The organism is Nostoc sp. DSM 114159 (assembly GCF_053470285.1).
The window spans coordinates 6,985,073-6,999,791 of the sequence record NZ_JBPFEH010000001.1 but is presented as its reverse complement, the minus strand read 5'-3'; the positions used below and the strand labels follow the sequence as shown (position 1 = coordinate 6,999,791).

The 14,719-nt window shown below is 40.7% G+C and carries 15 protein-coding genes; 9 read left to right on the top strand and 6 right to left on the bottom strand.

All coding sequences use genetic code 11. The features are described 5' to 3' along the window. Nucleotides 1-21: 21 nt before the first annotated feature. From ACR5KR_RS29585 to purT, 3 genes are all read left to right on the top strand, one after another. Nucleotides 22-1,785 (top strand): ABC transporter permease subunit, encoded by a 1,764-nt coding sequence (locus tag ACR5KR_RS29585; RefSeq protein WP_448269030.1) that lies wholly within the window; start codon nt 22-24, stop codon nt 1,783-1,785. A 149-nt stretch (nt 1,786-1,934) separates the two neighbouring features. After that, nucleotides 1,935-2,417 carry a pentapeptide repeat-containing protein gene (locus ACR5KR_RS29580; protein WP_448269028.1) on the top strand — a complete coding sequence of 161 codons (483 nt, stop codon included), beginning with the start codon at nt 1,935-1,937 and terminating at the stop codon, nt 2,415-2,417. Nucleotides 2,418-2,482: 65 nt separating this feature from the next. Further along, entirely contained in the window at nt 2,483-3,646 is a 1,164-nt protein-coding gene (gene purT, locus ACR5KR_RS29575; protein ID WP_448269026.1) for a formate-dependent phosphoribosylglycinamide formyltransferase, read from the top strand. A 244-nt stretch (nt 3,647-3,890) separates the two neighbouring features. On the opposite strand, the gene ACR5KR_RS29570 is transcribed toward purT, so the two are convergent. Next, nucleotides 3,891-5,273 carry a serine hydrolase gene (locus tag ACR5KR_RS29570; RefSeq protein ID WP_448269025.1) on the bottom strand — a complete coding sequence of 461 codons (1,383 nt, stop codon included), beginning with the start codon at nt 5,271-5,273 and terminating at the stop codon, nt 3,891-3,893. Nucleotides 5,274-5,972: 699 nt separating this feature from the next. Between ACR5KR_RS29570 and ACR5KR_RS29565 the strand changes: the two genes are divergently transcribed. Further along, a complete protein-coding gene (locus ACR5KR_RS29565; RefSeq protein ID WP_448269023.1) occupies nt 5,973-6,605 on the top strand; it encodes a DUF1003 domain-containing protein in 633 nt (210 codons plus the stop codon). 303 nt (nt 6,606-6,908) lie between these two features. Here the strand turns inward: ACR5KR_RS29565 and crtH are convergent, their stop codons facing one another. Then, nucleotides 6,909-8,399 (bottom strand): carotenoid isomerase, encoded by a 1,491-nt coding sequence (gene crtH, locus ACR5KR_RS29560; RefSeq protein WP_448269020.1) that lies wholly within the window; start codon nt 8,397-8,399, stop codon nt 6,909-6,911. A 387-nt stretch (nt 8,400-8,786) separates the two neighbouring features. On the opposite strand from crtH, the gene upp reads away from it, so the two are divergent. The 3 genes from upp to ACR5KR_RS29545 all read left to right on the top strand — a co-directional run bounded on the left by upp (nt 8,787) and on the right by ACR5KR_RS29545 (nt 10,264). Further along, on the top strand, nt 8,787-9,437 hold the full coding sequence (upp, locus tag ACR5KR_RS29555) for a uracil phosphoribosyltransferase (protein WP_445628777.1): 651 nt from the start codon (nt 8,787-8,789) through the stop codon (nt 9,435-9,437). Nucleotides 9,438-9,511: 74 nt separating this feature from the next. Then, nucleotides 9,512-9,865 (top strand): hypothetical protein, encoded by a 354-nt coding sequence (locus ACR5KR_RS29550; protein ID WP_445628776.1) that lies wholly within the window; start codon nt 9,512-9,514, stop codon nt 9,863-9,865. 129 nt (nt 9,866-9,994) lie between these two features. Continuing rightward, nucleotides 9,995-10,264, top strand: a complete 270-nt coding sequence (locus ACR5KR_RS29545) for a YggT family protein (protein ID WP_322671822.1) — start codon at nt 9,995-9,997, stop codon at nt 10,262-10,264. A 145-nt stretch (nt 10,265-10,409) separates the two neighbouring features. Here ACR5KR_RS29545 and ACR5KR_RS29540 read toward each other — a convergent pair whose 3' ends face one another. Next, nucleotides 10,410-10,841: a biotin carboxylase gene (locus ACR5KR_RS29540; protein ID WP_322702877.1), complete on the bottom strand. Its 432-nt coding sequence runs from the start codon at nt 10,839-10,841 to the stop codon at nt 10,410-10,412. Between the two features lie 130 nt (nt 10,842-10,971). Next, the gene (locus ACR5KR_RS29535; RefSeq protein ID WP_445628775.1) at nt 10,972-11,520 is read right to left on the bottom strand and encodes a Uma2 family endonuclease; all 549 of its coding nucleotides are present in this window, start codon (nt 11,518-11,520) and stop codon (nt 10,972-10,974) included. Nucleotides 11,521-11,736: 216 nt separating this feature from the next. On the opposite strand from ACR5KR_RS29535, the gene ACR5KR_RS29530 reads away from it, so the two are divergent. Beyond that, nucleotides 11,737-12,351: a hypothetical protein gene (locus ACR5KR_RS29530; protein WP_448269019.1), complete on the top strand. Its 615-nt coding sequence runs from the start codon at nt 11,737-11,739 to the stop codon at nt 12,349-12,351. Between the two features lie 41 nt (nt 12,352-12,392). Here ACR5KR_RS29530 and ACR5KR_RS29525 read toward each other — a convergent pair whose 3' ends face one another. Beyond that, entirely contained in the window at nt 12,393-13,592 is a 1,200-nt protein-coding gene (locus ACR5KR_RS29525; protein ID WP_448269017.1) for an alpha/beta hydrolase, read from the bottom strand. Between the two features lie 113 nt (nt 13,593-13,705). Next, the gene (locus ACR5KR_RS29520) at nt 13,706-13,954 is read right to left on the bottom strand and encodes a transposase (protein ID WP_448269016.1); all 249 of its coding nucleotides are present in this window, start codon (nt 13,952-13,954) and stop codon (nt 13,706-13,708) included. 99 nt (nt 13,955-14,053) lie between these two features. Here ACR5KR_RS29520 and ACR5KR_RS29515 point away from each other — a divergent pair, with 99 nt between their 5' ends. Beyond that, complete coding sequence (locus tag ACR5KR_RS29515; RefSeq protein WP_448269014.1) at nt 14,054-14,464, top strand: fasciclin domain-containing protein; 411 nt, start codon at nt 14,054-14,056, stop codon at nt 14,462-14,464. Nucleotides 14,465-14,719: the final 255 nt, after the last annotated feature.

The following is a 14,719-nucleotide window of genomic DNA, read 5'->3' as shown; positions in this document are numbered from 1 at the left end:
TTTGGAGAAATTTTTCAGACTATGCTCAATCTAATAGACAAAATCGGCGATTGGAATCCGCAATTATTTCGCGAACTCAAAGGACAATTTAAATTTTTTAATGTAGCGATCGCAGTTGTGACATCTTTCCTATTGCAACTGGTAGTTATTTTATATCATTTAAGTAATCCTCCCGATCATAAATACTCCCTAACTGGTAAATACTGTCTTTTACGCCAAATATATGAACCGCAACAAACACAGATTTTCAAAGAATCAAATCAATCTAAAATTGATGAATTAAATAATTTCTTTTCCACAACTTTTTGTCCACGAAATCAAATCAATTGGCAGATGTGGTGGCGAGAGCATTGGGAATATATATTCTTAACATTTAGTGTAATTTTTCTATTTACACTACTAGTTGTAGGAACTTATTTCCTAATCAATGATTTCGCTAAAGAAGAAACTCGCGGCACACTCAACTTTATCCGTCTTAGTCCCCAATCAGAAACAAGTATATTGACTGGCAAGTTGCTAGGAGTTCCGAGTTTAATTTATCTGATGATTTTAGTAGCAGTTCCTTTACATTTATGGGCTGGGCTTTCTGCCAAAATTGCTTTTAGTTACATTTTGGCTTACTATGCAATTCTTGCTGGTAGCTGTCTTTTCTTCTACAGTGCTGCACTACTACTTAGCTTATTTAGTCGTTCATTTAGTGGTTCTCAGCCTTTGTTAGGTTTGTTAGTTAGTGGTATAATTTTTGTTTTTTTGTTCATAACGATGTTACTTGCATCGTCTTATAACAACAGTTTAAATCATGCAACTGCTTGGTTTAGACTTTTTAATCCTTGGGATACAACTAATTATCTATTTCCTAACTTATTTAATCTCTCCAGTGGCTCTGATATGAAAAAAATGCAGTTTTTCTATTTACCATTAGGGAGGAATATTATTAGTGTTGTTGGCTTTCATTTATTAAATTTGGGATTGTGCAGTTACGGGATTTTGCAAATTCTTAAACGTTGCTTTCGTAACCCTCAAGCCTCAATAATTAGTAAAAAACAAAGTTATTTATTAGTAGCGTTTTGCCAGTTGATGATCTGGGGTTTTACTCTACAAATTGGTGAAAACAGTTACACATTAGATCGACAAGTTGGGGAAAATTACATTTTGCTAGCATCGTACAACTTGGTGTTGATTTTAAGTTTAATTGCAGTTCTTTCCCCTCACCGTCAAGATGTACAAGATTGGGCAAGATATCGACATCAAGGAGTTTCTAGCCACAAGAGTATTTGGCAGGATCTAATTTGGGCTGAAAAAAGCCCTGCACTCGTGGCGATCGCAATTAATCTTACAATTATTACTATCCCCTGGCTAATTTGGATTTCATTGACATCTATTTTTGATACGAACAATGGCCAAACTTGGCTGGGTAACGATGTTGACAGGTTTAAAGTACTTTTAGCTATAGCTTTGTCTATCAGCGTAATCATGATTTACGCTACCATCGCCCAATTGATACTTTTACTGAAAACTCCCAAACGTTCTTTCTGGGCAATTCGGATTATCGGTGCAGCAGTGTTCCTACCACCGATAATTTTAGAATTTATCGGCATCACATCACAGGTGTCTACTGTATGGCTGTTTTCAACTTTTCCTTGGGTTGGTATACAAGGCTCTAGTACGACAACAATTTTTATGGCATTCCTCGCTGAGTTAACTTTTCTAGGATGGTTAAACTTGCAGTTGACAAGGCAAGTGAGATTAGCAGGCGAATCTGCTACGAAAGCATTATTAGCATAACATTAGCTCGGTAGTTATCAATAAACTTAGAACCTCAATTTATCAAATAAATTGGGGTTTTTGTTTTTTTTGAATACTTTAATACTGCTATATTATCTATTATTTGTTATTTTTTTTATTAACACAAGTATCACAACAATCTGAAAATCATGTTAAATATCTCTACTCAAGACCTTCGCTATACAGCTATTCAGTTTTTAGAACAAAGTCCCCCACAACGTCTACAAATTCTTAAGCAACTGGGCATCGCTCGTTATGAATTTTTAACTAAAATGAAACTAAATGAAGCTAATATCATCTGTATAATGCGTTTTTTTCAATATCCCAGTCAGCTAAAGTTTCCTAATCTGATGGGAGCAGATTTATCTGGTTTAATTTTAGATGGTGTCAACTTCATCAGAGGAAATTTGTCAGAAGCAAATCTCCAAGGTAGTAGTTTAGTAAATGCAGACCTTTTATTTGTAAATTTTACGAAAGCCGATTTGAGAAATGCAGATTTGCGAGGTGCAACTCTGAACGAGACTATTTGGTTGGAGACTCTAGTAGATAAGTGTCAGTTTGGCGTAGGTATTGGTTTAAATCATCTACAACGTCAAGATTTAGAACTACGCAAAGCGATATTTAATTCTTGAGAAGTTAGTAATGAAAACACAAAAAATTATAAGATGATTGAATTGATATTGACCTGGATAAGTTAATGAGTATTAAGTTGCCCCAAAAATTGATGCTGCTGGGTTCGGGAGAACTCGGCAAAGAATTTGCGATCGCGGCTCAACGTCTTGGTAATTATGTGATTGCCGTTGACCGCTATACCAATGCTCCCGCGATGCAGGTTGCTGATGCTTATGAAGTTATTTCTATGCTCAGTGCTGATGATTTAGAAGCTGTAGTTACCAAACATCAGCCAGATATTATTATACCAGAAATTGAAGCAATCCGAACAGAAAAACTCATCGAATTTGAACAGCGAGGGATTACAGTTATACCAACTGCGGCTGCTACTAACTATACAATGAACCGCGATAGAATTCGGGAACTGGCACATCAAGAATTGGGCATCAGAACGGCTAAATATGGTTATGCAACAACTCTAGAAGAATTGATTGCAGTTTCGGATCGAATTGGCTTTCCTAATGTTGTTAAACCTGTGATGTCATCATCAGGAAAAGGTCAATCTGTAGTGCAGAATAAGAGTGAAGTTGAGAAAGCTTGGAATTATGCGATCGCTAATTCTAGAGGAGACAGTCAAAAGGTTATTGTAGAAGAATTTATTAACTTTGAAATTGAGATAACTTTACTGACAATTAAACAGTGGAATGCACCGACAATTTTCTGTTCTCCCATTGGTCATCGCCAAGAAAGAGGCGATTATCAAGAATCGTGGCAACCCGCAGAAATTTCTGAAGATAAAATATTAAAATCCCAAGAAATAGCTATAAAAGTCACTGATGCTTTAGGAGGAGCCGGAATTTTTGGCGTTGAATTTTTCATTACTAAAGATGAAGTGATTTTTTCAGAACTTTCTCCTAGACCTCACGATACGGGAATGGTGACATTAATCTCACAAAATCTCAATGAATTTGAACTACATCTACGAGCTATTTTAGGCTTGCCAATTCCTCATATAGAACAGCTAGGAGCATCAGCCAGTGCAGTAATTTTAGCCTCAGAAAAATCTGATTCTATTGCTTTTGGTGGTGTCGCCGATGCTTTGTCGGAAAAAGATGTAGATATTAAATTATTTGGTAAACCTAATGCTCATCCATATCGGCGAATGGGCGTAGCTTTGGCGAAAGGTGTGAATGTCCAAGAGGCTAGGGAAAAGGCTACTAAAGCCGCAAGTAAAATCACAATTATCTAATTACTTTAGGGACGTACAGCTGTCATTGATGTAAACTTCAGCCAAAACCCTTTTAAAATCTCGTTTTCAGCCTTTAGCTGGAAATGCTACTCTTAGCGGCTCTGCCGCGAGTTGGGAGGCGGAGCCTCAATGAGGGGCGTTCCCAGTCTGATGACTGGGAACGAGATAATCTGCTAAAAGCTTTTTCTAGACTGGCTTTAACCTTAAGTTGATACTAATGCGCAGCTATCTGTGCGCCCTACTCCTATCTCGTAACACTATTAGGCGAATCAACCGCAGCAACCGGATTCGGCTGATTCAGATAATCGTAAACTAATCGGGAAACTTGACGGATAAAGTCTCTCCCTCTTGTGTCCTTATAAGGACGAGTGACAAAGATAGCCGCCAGGTAATGCTTACCATTGGGCATAGTTACAAATCCTGCATCGCCAATAAGAAACCCAATATCTCCAGTTTTGTTGGCGATAACTGCACCTTTCCCCAAACCGGCGGGAAGCAGTGTGTGAATTGTGGTGTGACGCAGAATATCTAAGGCTTGCTCCCGACTTTGTGGCGAAACTAACTTATTATTCACAACTAAAGCCAGCACCCGCGCCATATCTTGAGAACTTGTGGTGTTGGTTCCTCTCAAGTCAGCTAAAAGATGGCGAATTACTGTGTCTTTCAGTCCCCAACTACGGAAACGCTGATTTAGTTTCGCCGCTCCACCTAAGCGATCGATAATCATGTTGGTGGCGGTATTATCGCTAATGGTAATCATCTTAGTGATGGTTTCCAAAGCTGTGTACTTCCTCCCAACTCCCTCATATTGCATACTTCCAGAACCATTGGTAACTAAATCGCGCCGCATCGTCAGGTTTTCCTGAAGGGTAACTTTACCAGCATCTAAATCCTGGAAAAAGGCGATGAGTATTGGCAGTTTGATTGTACTCGCAGCAGGGAAAACGCGATCGCCTCCAATATCCAAATAATCCCCAGTATCCAAATCCAGAAAAAACATTCCTGTTTTCAGAAAACTATAGCGACTCATCAAGGCTTTAATTTGAGGTTCCAGCGCTTTCATCGGTGAATGCATTGGAACCACACCAGCAAAGAGAGTGCTATTATCATTCACTCTTGGAGAAATACTCGGAGTTATCTCTAGATATTGCGGCTGGGTTGCAGTCAATCGTATTGGCTTGGGTAACTGCACAGACCAATGATTAGGGGATTTCTCTTGCAGTTGCACCTGTGCTAAATCAAAGGTGTAACCTGGTGCTAAAGTAACTACCATGCGGGTAGTCTCTGCATTAAACTGCTCGATGCGAATGTCTTTAATTACTGGCCCCACTCTTTGACTAGTCTGTGGATATCCTAATGTAACTCCAGGTAAATCAATTACCAGACGAGTCGGGTTGGTAAGTAGTTGTACCTTCGGTTGAACATTTTCATCTGTAGTGAAGTCCAGATGATTGCGATTGCTATCAAAATGCCAATTAGCGACCGCACCATTAGCTTTAACAGTGGAGCCAAACAGGATCAAGCTTAAGAAACTAGGTAGAAGCCAGCTAAATTTTACAATGTTTTCTTTGTGTGTGAGTAGCATCAGCGATCGCTTTGTGTGTGAGGAAAATTCTTGAACTAACAAAAGCCGCCCACCATTAAAGCACAATTATGAAAAATTTTGTAAATTGCAGTGAAAAGGCAAGGTAAAGAACCAACCGAACCGATTTTGAGCGTGGCGTAATCTATTGCATCCACCACGAATGCATTTGCGTATCGCGGCTGATGACTGTTTCTCCGGCGTGAGCCGCAATGCCACAATTGTGTCACTGAAGGCTTTTATTGCGAAATCTACAGTAGATATTCGATAGGCATACCACATAAAAATGAGTTTTATCCTGACATAACATTGACATCAGAATGACATATCTAAAAAGTATGGAATCAACTATAGTTTTAACAAATCAACATAATTTCTATTTAGTAACTGCGCTGGTTACAAGCTACAAAATTTTTAAATTATATTTCAGCAGCTAAAGCATTGTCAAAATTACTATATAGACCATGTGCGAAACCTGTTTCGTTCAGTACGTCAACTGAAGTCAGGTATCAAGAGCAAAAATCTCAAGATATCATTGAGGCGTTTATTCTCAATACAATACTAAAACAATAAATGCGATCCTATGAATTCTGTTTCAATATCTCTGCTTGATTCAACAGCAATAGCAATCTGGCAGAATCTGTCTATAGGTACTTTCATGTATTTTTCTACCTAAAAGTATACATATATAGCTAAAACTTGAGTTATTGATTTAGAGAAATCAGTACTACAAGAAAACTGTCCATGTTTTCCCAAGATAAACCAAATCCAAAAGATTCACCGCAAGTATCATCTTCAGCACCTTGCCAAACCATTTTGCCCACAGCCCCATTGCCGGAAGCGATTAGTCAAAATATCGAGACTATTATTGCCCTGCACAAACGTTATGAAAAAGATGTACCTCAACATCAACGGTTTGTAGAAACGGTAACAGCCTTTTTTGGTCGTCCAGCATTCCTATATAGCATCCTGTTAGGAATTATTCTGTGGATAACACCCAATGTTTTACCACGACGTTTAGGCATATCAAGATTCGATCCCCCGCCATTTTCTTGGCTACAATTTTCACTGACCGCAGGTTCCCTGTTAGTAACAGCAGGGGTGTTGATAAAACAAGAGCGTCAGGAAAAATTAGCAGAGCAAAGGGCGCAACTTAGCCTTCAGCTTAACCTCCTCTCTGAGCAAAAAATCGCAAAACTTATCGCTTTAGTTGAAGAATTACGCCAAGATATTCCCAATGTCAAAAATCGCCCCGATCCGCAAGCCCAAATAATGAAAGAAGCTGTCGATCCCCAAGCGATTCTAGATACTTTAGAAGAGACTTTAGAATCAGAGTTAGCTAATTTTCAGAACCGAAAAATACCAGATAAGGAGTAATAATGCTAACTATTGTGTTAGCAAAATCACTAAATTTAGTAACTTTTTGATTGTATTTGCTACCCCTCTCAATACGGTTTAGATAGGCTGGGGAGGTAGTTTGGAGGCTCTTAAAGTGAAGAGATTAAATTTAAATACTTTTGCTTCCCCAGCACTTTCCTCTACCTTCGCTCAAAAAACTCGCTTTAACAGATAACTTTCTTAACAAACCGTATTGAGAGTTACTCAGATTGTTAGGTAGCTATCAGCTTCACTAGTAAAGCTATCCGCTTACTAGGTTTTTTGCAGAGGCTGTTTCTGTAATTAAAATCCTAAATCTACGGCAATGCGGTGGGCGCAAGCAAACCCAGAAAAAGCGACTGCATTCAAACCTTGACCTGGAAAGGTACTATCCCCTACACAATAAAGTCCTGGAATGGCTGTGCGATTAAAGGGCATATTCAATAACCCCCACAACTTACGTCGAGGAATTGGCCCATAAGTGCCATCCTCACGACCCAAAAAGCGGCGGTGTGTGCGCGGCGTTCCCACTTCTAAATAATCCAATCCGGCATCTAAACCGGGAAAAAGTTTCTCTAGGCGGTCAATAATTCGCCAAGCTGCCTTTTCTTTTTTTGCTTCGTACTCACTTGGAGAAAGTTCTTGCCAATCATCAATCCAGTGAGGCGTAAAAGCATGAATGATGTGATATCCATTTGGTGCTAAATCTGGGTCAAGCAGTGTGGGAATCGAAACAAACACTGTGCCTTCTGCTGCTGTCATCTTTTCCCAGTCTTCCAGCAAAATATGGTGACACTCTGTCCCTACAGGTAAAACTGACTCCTTCACCCCAATGTGTAAACTCAAAAAGCTTGGAGATTTTTGGTAGTTTTGTTGCCATTTTTTCTCATTATCTGGCATTGCTTCTACTGGTAATAATTGTGTAAATGTATCCCAGCGTGTAGCATTAGAAACTATGCGTTTACCCCGATATATTTTACCATTAGCCAGTTGCACACCTACCGCTTTTCCCTGTTCAGTGAGAATTTTGGTGACTCTAGCTTGGTACTGAATCTGACCTCCAGCCTTTTCTAGACCTTCCACTAGTTTTTGGGCAATTTGCCCGACTCCGCCTTTGGGATAGTTAACTCCGCCATAATGCCTGTCAGAAAAGACCATTCCAGCATTAATCATGGGTGTCATGTCTGATGGAACCACCGACCAGCAATAACATTCCATGTCGATAAACTTCAATAATTGCGGGTCTTTGATGTAGCGCCGCGCCACATCCCCGGCATTTTGGGGCAGATACTTAGCTAAACCGAGACACGCCAAAGGATGCTGGAAAAATACGCGCAGTAAATACCGAGGTTCTTCCAGCGACAGCAAATCCATGCTGTTAAGACACTTGAATACTTTTTGGCATTCGTCATAAAAGCGACGAATCCCTTGTTCTTCATGACGAAAATGAGCAGTAAGATTTTGTAAAAATTTTTCATAAACCCGGTCAACCTTCAAGTCTAAACCTTGGGGTAAATGATAGTGAATCTGTACCGGATCTGCGATCGCTTCTTGGCTGACATTTACAGCTGATAATGCACGGGTGAGTAAGTTGGTAGTACCGTTGTGTCCCAGTCCAAAAATCATTGATGCGCCAACATCGAATCGATAGCCTTGGCGTTCAAAATAACCAGCGCTACCGCCAGGAATCAAATAACGTTCCAGTACCAGCACTTTCGCTCCCTTCGCCGCCAACTGGGTCGCTGTTACTAATCCGCCAATCCCAGACCCAATTACGATCGCGTCATTTGTCATTTGTCATTTGTCCTTTGTCATTTGTACTGAGCGTATCGCTAAAGCGAAAGCTCCGCTAACGCGTAACGTTTCGTAGAGAAGTATTTGTCCTTTGTCTAGAGTCAAATCAATATTTAATTTAACTAATGACAAATGACCAATGACCAACGACTAATCAAAAAAAAGAGGGACGAGCCTGCTACTGCTGGCTAATCCCGTCTGCCGATCCTTAAAAGAGAGGAGAACACTTTATAAAAATATAGCCTTGATTGAGAATTAATGTCAACTATTAATGAAAAATTTTATCAATAAACTTGAGATTGTCAATTTTAAGCTGTCAGCCGGATGCAGGAAAGAGTATTATGGTGTTTCAGTTCTTATACAATCAAAAGGCGCCTATTTCTGGCTATGACGCTACAATTGCGCGTTTATGTTCCACCCCATCCCCTGATCAAGCACTGGCTAGCAGTTGCCCGTGATGCAGGCACGCCTTCAGTATTGTTCCGCAGTGCCATGACTGAGTTGGGAAGATGGCTGACTTATGAAGCTGCACGAGACTGGTTGCCGACTCAAGAAACAGCAGTACAGAGTCCCTTAGATACCTGTGCAGCAACGGTAATCGATCCGCAAGTGCCTATGGCAGTAGTGCCGATTCTGCGGGCTGGGCTAGGATTACTAGAGGGAGCGCAGACTTTACTGCCTTTAGCATCGATTTACCACCTTGGTTTGGCACGAGATGAAGAGACACTACAACCTCATTGTTATCTGAACAAGTTACCAGAAAAATTTGACCCCCAAACACGAGTGTTAGTTACCGATCCAATGTTGGCAACCGGAGGATCGATCATGACAGCAATGGCAGAATTGACACAACGGGGTGCTGACCCAGCCCTGACGCGGATTGTTTGTGTAGTAGCAGCTCCACCAGCTTTACAAAAATTAAGTGAAGCTTATCCAGGTTTAATAATTTATACCGCTACTATTGACGAAAAACTCGACAGTAGGGGATATATTGTACCGGGATTAGGAGATGCAGGCGATCGCATCTTTGGGACTTAAGCTAGTATGCAGCTAGGGCAGGAAATAGCATAACTACTGTAAAAGTTGCAAGGTTTGTTGAAGGCGGTAAAGATATGAGTCAGCGAGATGGTTTTGGCAGTGGTTTTGTAGCAGGGGCGTTTGTTGGTGGCGTATTTGGCGGTGTTATCGGGGCACTGATTGCTTCTCGACGCGAGCCAGAATTGCTAATAGAAGAGGAGACAGAACTGACAGATAGTCAAGCCGAAGCGAAAAAAATAGCAGCAAAGCGGCGTCAGATGAAAGCCTCAGAAAGCGAAAGCATCGGCATAGAAACGGCCAGGCGATCGCTAGAAGATAAAATTGCCCAGCTAAATGCCACAATAGATGAAGTGCGAAATCAACTAGGAAACGTGAATAGTAGTTCACCCCAACCAAGCAATGATCGCTCCCTCACTAAAGACTCCTGAAGTTTGTTTAGGCGTGGTGAAAGTGTCAAGTGTGGTAAAGGTGAAATCCGCAAACACTTTTGACTTTGGACTAAATTAAAATTAAAACATAAGACCGCGTTTGACACCTAGTAGGAAACAAAGCTATCCATGAGTTTACTGATTACAACACTAATTACCTTTGTCACCTTTTATAGCTATTTGCTAATTATCCGGGTTTTGCTAACCTGGTTCCCGACAATCAACTGGTATAACCAACCATTTGCCGCTTTAGCCCAGATAACCGATCCTTATCTGAATCTATTCCGCTCAATTATTCCCCCATTGGGCGGTATGGATTTTTCGCCGATCTTAGCTTTCTTAGCACTCAATCTAGTTAGTAGCCTTCTGAGTGCCATTCCAGCTAGCCTGCCCTTATAGAACGATTTTGATTACTACCTTGGTAAAGAATTGTGTAGAGACGTTAAGTATACAAGCGTCTCTACGATTTTTTACAGGGTTTCTAATTAGCTAGCCGTACTACGAATTACGTAGCTTGCTTCTCGCCTTTGGCGAGTATTAAGAATTACTTACGCACTTGACCGCTAAACCCCGCAGCCTTGAACTGTTTTAGCTTCAACGGAGTAGGCTGATTCGCAGGTACAGAAATTCTCAATTCAAAATCGCTAATACCTGGTGGTACCTCAGTAATGGAGCCTAAGCGAGTGCGGTTTTGCATCACCGAGTCATTATTAGCATCATAGATACGTCCAAAAATATCTGCGTCGTAGACTGTTTTGTTAGTGCCATTTTCTGCTTTGCCAACGACAAGAAAACAATTGGCAGCAGCGCTACCACTACTGATAACAGCCCCTTGTGCTAGTTCTGGTGGACAATCTTTATATGAGACATCAAATAGTTTAATCTGTGTCAGGGCTACAGCTGGGGGAATAATCACCCACGATAGAAAAGTAATCAGACATGAAATAAAAACGACCGTGAGTGAACGCAACCGCATAAAAGAAAGACCCCGTGATTTAATTGAATAATTATTAACTGATAACCTCAGCTTACAACATACCCCTACTCTCTATTCTCTACTTCCCTGATTAATTCGCCACTGCAAATACCTGCTCTACGATCAATTCCTAATCAGGTACTATATCTGATGCAATGGTCGCCGTACCTTTCAAGACCGTATCTTCATATTGTCCCTCAACCCACTTGCAAACGGTGATTTGTTTTAACTCAGGATCGACAATCCAGTATTCAGTAATGCCTCTAGCTGCGTATTCCGTGCGCTTATAACGGTAATCGCGGGTGCGGTTCTCAGTTCCGGGGCTGACGACTTCAACCACCAGCGCAGGCGGGGGCATATCACGGGTAATCAGATTGCGAGGACTGCCAATCAAAGCCGCTTTCGACTCTTCCGTATGCAACACCAGATCCGGTAGGCGACAGGTTGCTCGCCGCCCACTAACTTCAACTTCAATGTCCTTGTAAGCCAGCAAGGTAATAGGAAAACGCTTTGCCAACTCGAATAATAGAAATTTGGCAATATCACAATTTTCCTGGCTCTCAGTTGGCATTTCTACTAGCTCTCCATCCACTAATTCATAACGGGTATCAGTGCGATCGTCATAAGCCAGAAATTCCTCAAAAGTCAGGAGTTTTGTGGGATGCTGAGTTTGAGTCATGGCAATTTTCCTAACTAGGTGATAAATGAGGTCAACACTAGAAAATACCAAACCGATACCAAAAACTCAGGAGACAGAATCAAGTTTTCTGCTGACTTCCTTGAATATTAGGCATCTTACATTTGATTATGTCTATATTTAACTACAGGAGGATTAGAGACTTGAATTTAACATTTGTAATAATTAGGGGAATAACCCCTCAATTGCTATGAACTTATGACTCCAGATGAGATTGAAGTAGCTATGTTCGCAGCCTTTAATGATTGTGATGCAGCAAGCTGTCCTCTCACTGACACGCAAAAACAGATATTACTGCAAGTGGTTGAGCAAATTCAGGGAAATTCTACCTCTGCGATGTCAAATATTGCTAATCCTTTAGACGAACTTACCCCAGAGGAGTTAGAAGCATTTTTACAATTTGTTAAGGATGAAGAACAACGCAACCGCACTTGGAAAGTGCAATTACTCAACGATTGGTTGCTGGGAAATGACTCTGGAACGGTGCAATTTATTCGCCAACGCTATGGTTTACAGTGGTTGAATCGGGTTGAGTCATATCATTTTGACAAGTATTCTTATTTTGAGGATGCACTGAAATTAAGAGTAGGCGATCGCATTGAAGTTTCCAATGCACTATGGGAATGGGTACAGGAGGATGGGCCTTGTAAGCGGGAATGGTTTCCCTGTATGGTGATTAAGGTTAAGGAAATTAGCGATAGCAATGATTCTTCTACTAATTGCGTTGTCCGCTTCTTCAATGGCGCTGAGTATGAAATTCAAGGCATATATGAATGGAATCGCTACAATTGGCGTTGGCCTCAAAAGGAGTAAGGAGGGCTGAGTTTTTAATATTTGTGAGTCTGCGAATCAAATCATTGCCTGAACAACGCCCAAGCCAAAAACCTCTCAGTATAATACAACGCTAATTGATTGCTCACACCGTTGAAAACAGCATCAAAAGCATGTTCTGCCCAAGGAATTTCTAGAAAAACCGCAGTGTTACTATCATGTAAACGTTCATACATCTGTCTGCCAAATCGCGCTTGCACCAAATGGTCACGACTGCCGTAAATTAATAAAGTTGGTGGTAAAGGGTGCGTTAGGTAATTTATCGGTGAAGCAATTTGATATCGATTAGGCAATTCTTCTAAAGAACCACCAAGAAATGCTTTTAAAACAGCGCGGCTATTTATAGGATCGGGATTTGGCGGCGTTTTGTATCCTTCGGTTAAATCAACAGGCCCGTAATAGTTCACTACAGCACGAATGGGTGGTGCATCGGGTTGATAAGCTGCTAGCATTGCTAGGTGCGCTCCCGCAGAACGTCCTAAAAGTATCATACGTTCTGAATCGGCTTCATATTCAGTTGCATGTTTGCGAATAAAGTTTAGGGCTGTACGCACATCATCTAACTGAGAGGGAAACTGATATTTAGGTGCGTGTCGATAGTCGATCGCAAATACCGTATATCCATGATTTGCAATATATTGATTAAACTCGGTATTGGCATGAGTATTGCCATATTGCCAAGCTCCACCATAAATTACTACCACTGCTGGATATTTCCCTACCTCTGGGGGTTGGTAAACTTCCATTTTTAAAGGCATTCCCCCAGGAGAAGCAAAGAGAATATCTTTTTGATGACGCGTTTTACCTAATGGAATACCCCAGAAAAAATTAACTAAGTTAAAGGGATAGATTTGCATCTTAGCCCTTACTTGAGGTGGAATTTGCTCTAGATAATTTGCTCCCAACCCTTGTTTCATCGCTTTAGCCATCTGCATTTGAGTTGGTGGAATATTTACTAGCACCCATCCACAAATTAGCAATCCAATGAAACTGAAAATGCAAACTAAACGCTGTAATTTACGGCGACGGATATAGAATAAAGACAGCAATAAAAAGAGCAAGTTTAATAAAAATAACCAAGGACTGACTTCTGGCGCTCCCACTGCAAGGGTGAGGAAAAACATATTTGGAGCCGGAAGAATAATCCAAGAACTAAGAAATAGAGTTGCCAAACTGAGTAACAATGCAACCGATGATAAAAATGTTTTGGGTTTAAAAAACATAGATTAAAATGCGGTAGTAATGACTTCAAAGAAGTACAATTTATCCGCTAATGCTAGGGCGTGTCATCAATTGAGCCAGATGATAGAAGCAGCCAGATAAATATAAATAGCACCTAGAAACTTGGTTGCCCGTTTATCATAGCGAGTTGCGTAGGCATCGCCCGGTACTGTTTGAGTTTAGCAAAGAAGTTTTCAATTAAATAACGAGCTTTGTACAAGTCCAAGTCGTAATCACGAGGATTCCTGCGGTTGCGCTTGAGCGGAATCACGACAGTTTTGCCTTGGGCTTGCAGGGGTTCAATTACGCGCTTATCAGCATCGTATCCTTTGTCTGCCAGCACCAAACAATATCTTGTTGGCATGAATTCATTAACAGAATTTAACCTACCTGTGGATAGATAGTAATAGTTTGAATAAAAGTATATTTTCAGTAACGAAAGATACAGAAATTTATAAAACATATGGCTGACATTGTTGATACTGCTGTGAATGCTGGTTCCTTTAACACCTTAGTAGCAGCAGTACAAGCTGCTGGTTTAGTGGATACCCTCAAGGGCCCTGGTCCATTTACGGTCTTTGCACCAACTGACGAAGCATTTTCTAAGCTACATGAAGGGACAGTAGACTCACTGCTTGCTGACGTTCCACTACTGACAAGAATCTTAACTTATCATGTTGTTTCAGGGAAAGTGTTGTCAACAGATGTGGTCAATTTAGACTCTGCTCCAACCGTTGAAGGAAGCAGCATCAAAATTGATGCATCTAATGGTGCTGTGAAAATCAATGATGCGACAGTTATTACACCAGATGTGGAAGCTGATAACGGTGTGATTCATGTGATTGACACAGTATTAATTCCTGAATCTGCATAGGCACTTGTTTCAATAGCTAATTTGTATTTCGATTTTGTAGGACAGCGATTATATTTAATTGCTGTCCTACAAATTTTTAGATGCAGTGTAGAGCCTGACTTTTCACGGGAAGTCCTCAAACCTCAAAACAACGTGGCTTTTTCCACTGGTTAATTCTCAATAGCTTTAAATTAATGAAAATGGCTAACGTAAAAATCAGGGTTTGGAAAAGCTAAAAATGGCGTTTTCCAGATGCCGTGAAAAGTCAGGTGCAGA

Bases quoted from the DNA above. Each gene is read 5' to 3' on its own strand.
- ACR5KR_RS29585 (WP_448269030.1), top strand. From the start codon at position 22: ATGCTCAATCTAATAGACAAAATCGGCGATTGGAATCCGCAATTATTT.
- ACR5KR_RS29580 (WP_448269028.1), top strand. From the start codon at position 1,935: ATGTTAAATATCTCTACTCAAGACCTTCGCTATACAGCTATTCAGTTT.
- purT (WP_448269026.1), top strand. From the start codon at position 2,483: ATGAGTATTAAGTTGCCCCAAAAATTGATGCTGCTGGGTTCGGGAGAA.
- ACR5KR_RS29565 (WP_448269023.1), top strand. From the start codon at position 5,973: ATGTTTTCCCAAGATAAACCAAATCCAAAAGATTCACCGCAAGTATCA.
- crtH (WP_448269020.1), bottom strand. From the start codon at position 8,399: ATGACAAATGACGCGATCGTAATTGGGTCTGGGATTGGCGGATTAGTA.
- upp (WP_445628777.1), top strand. From the start codon at position 8,787: ATGACGCTACAATTGCGCGTTTATGTTCCACCCCATCCCCTGATCAAG.
- ACR5KR_RS29550 (WP_445628776.1), top strand. From the start codon at position 9,512: ATGAGTCAGCGAGATGGTTTTGGCAGTGGTTTTGTAGCAGGGGCGTTT.
- ACR5KR_RS29545 (WP_322671822.1), top strand. From the start codon at position 9,995: ATGAGTTTACTGATTACAACACTAATTACCTTTGTCACCTTTTATAGC.
- ACR5KR_RS29540 (WP_322702877.1), bottom strand. From the start codon at position 10,841: ATGCGGTTGCGTTCACTCACGGTCGTTTTTATTTCATGTCTGATTACT.
- ACR5KR_RS29535 (WP_445628775.1), bottom strand. From the start codon at position 11,520: ATGACTCAAACTCAGCATCCCACAAAACTCCTGACTTTTGAGGAATTT.
- ACR5KR_RS29530 (WP_448269019.1), top strand. From the start codon at position 11,737: ATGACTCCAGATGAGATTGAAGTAGCTATGTTCGCAGCCTTTAATGAT.
- ACR5KR_RS29525 (WP_448269017.1), bottom strand. From the start codon at position 13,592: ATGTTTTTTAAACCCAAAACATTTTTATCATCGGTTGCATTGTTACTC.
- ACR5KR_RS29520 (WP_448269016.1), bottom strand. From the start codon at position 13,954: ATGCCAACAAGATATTGTTTGGTGCTGGCAGACAAAGGATACGATGCT.
- ACR5KR_RS29515 (WP_448269014.1), top strand. From the start codon at position 14,054: ATGGCTGACATTGTTGATACTGCTGTGAATGCTGGTTCCTTTAACACC.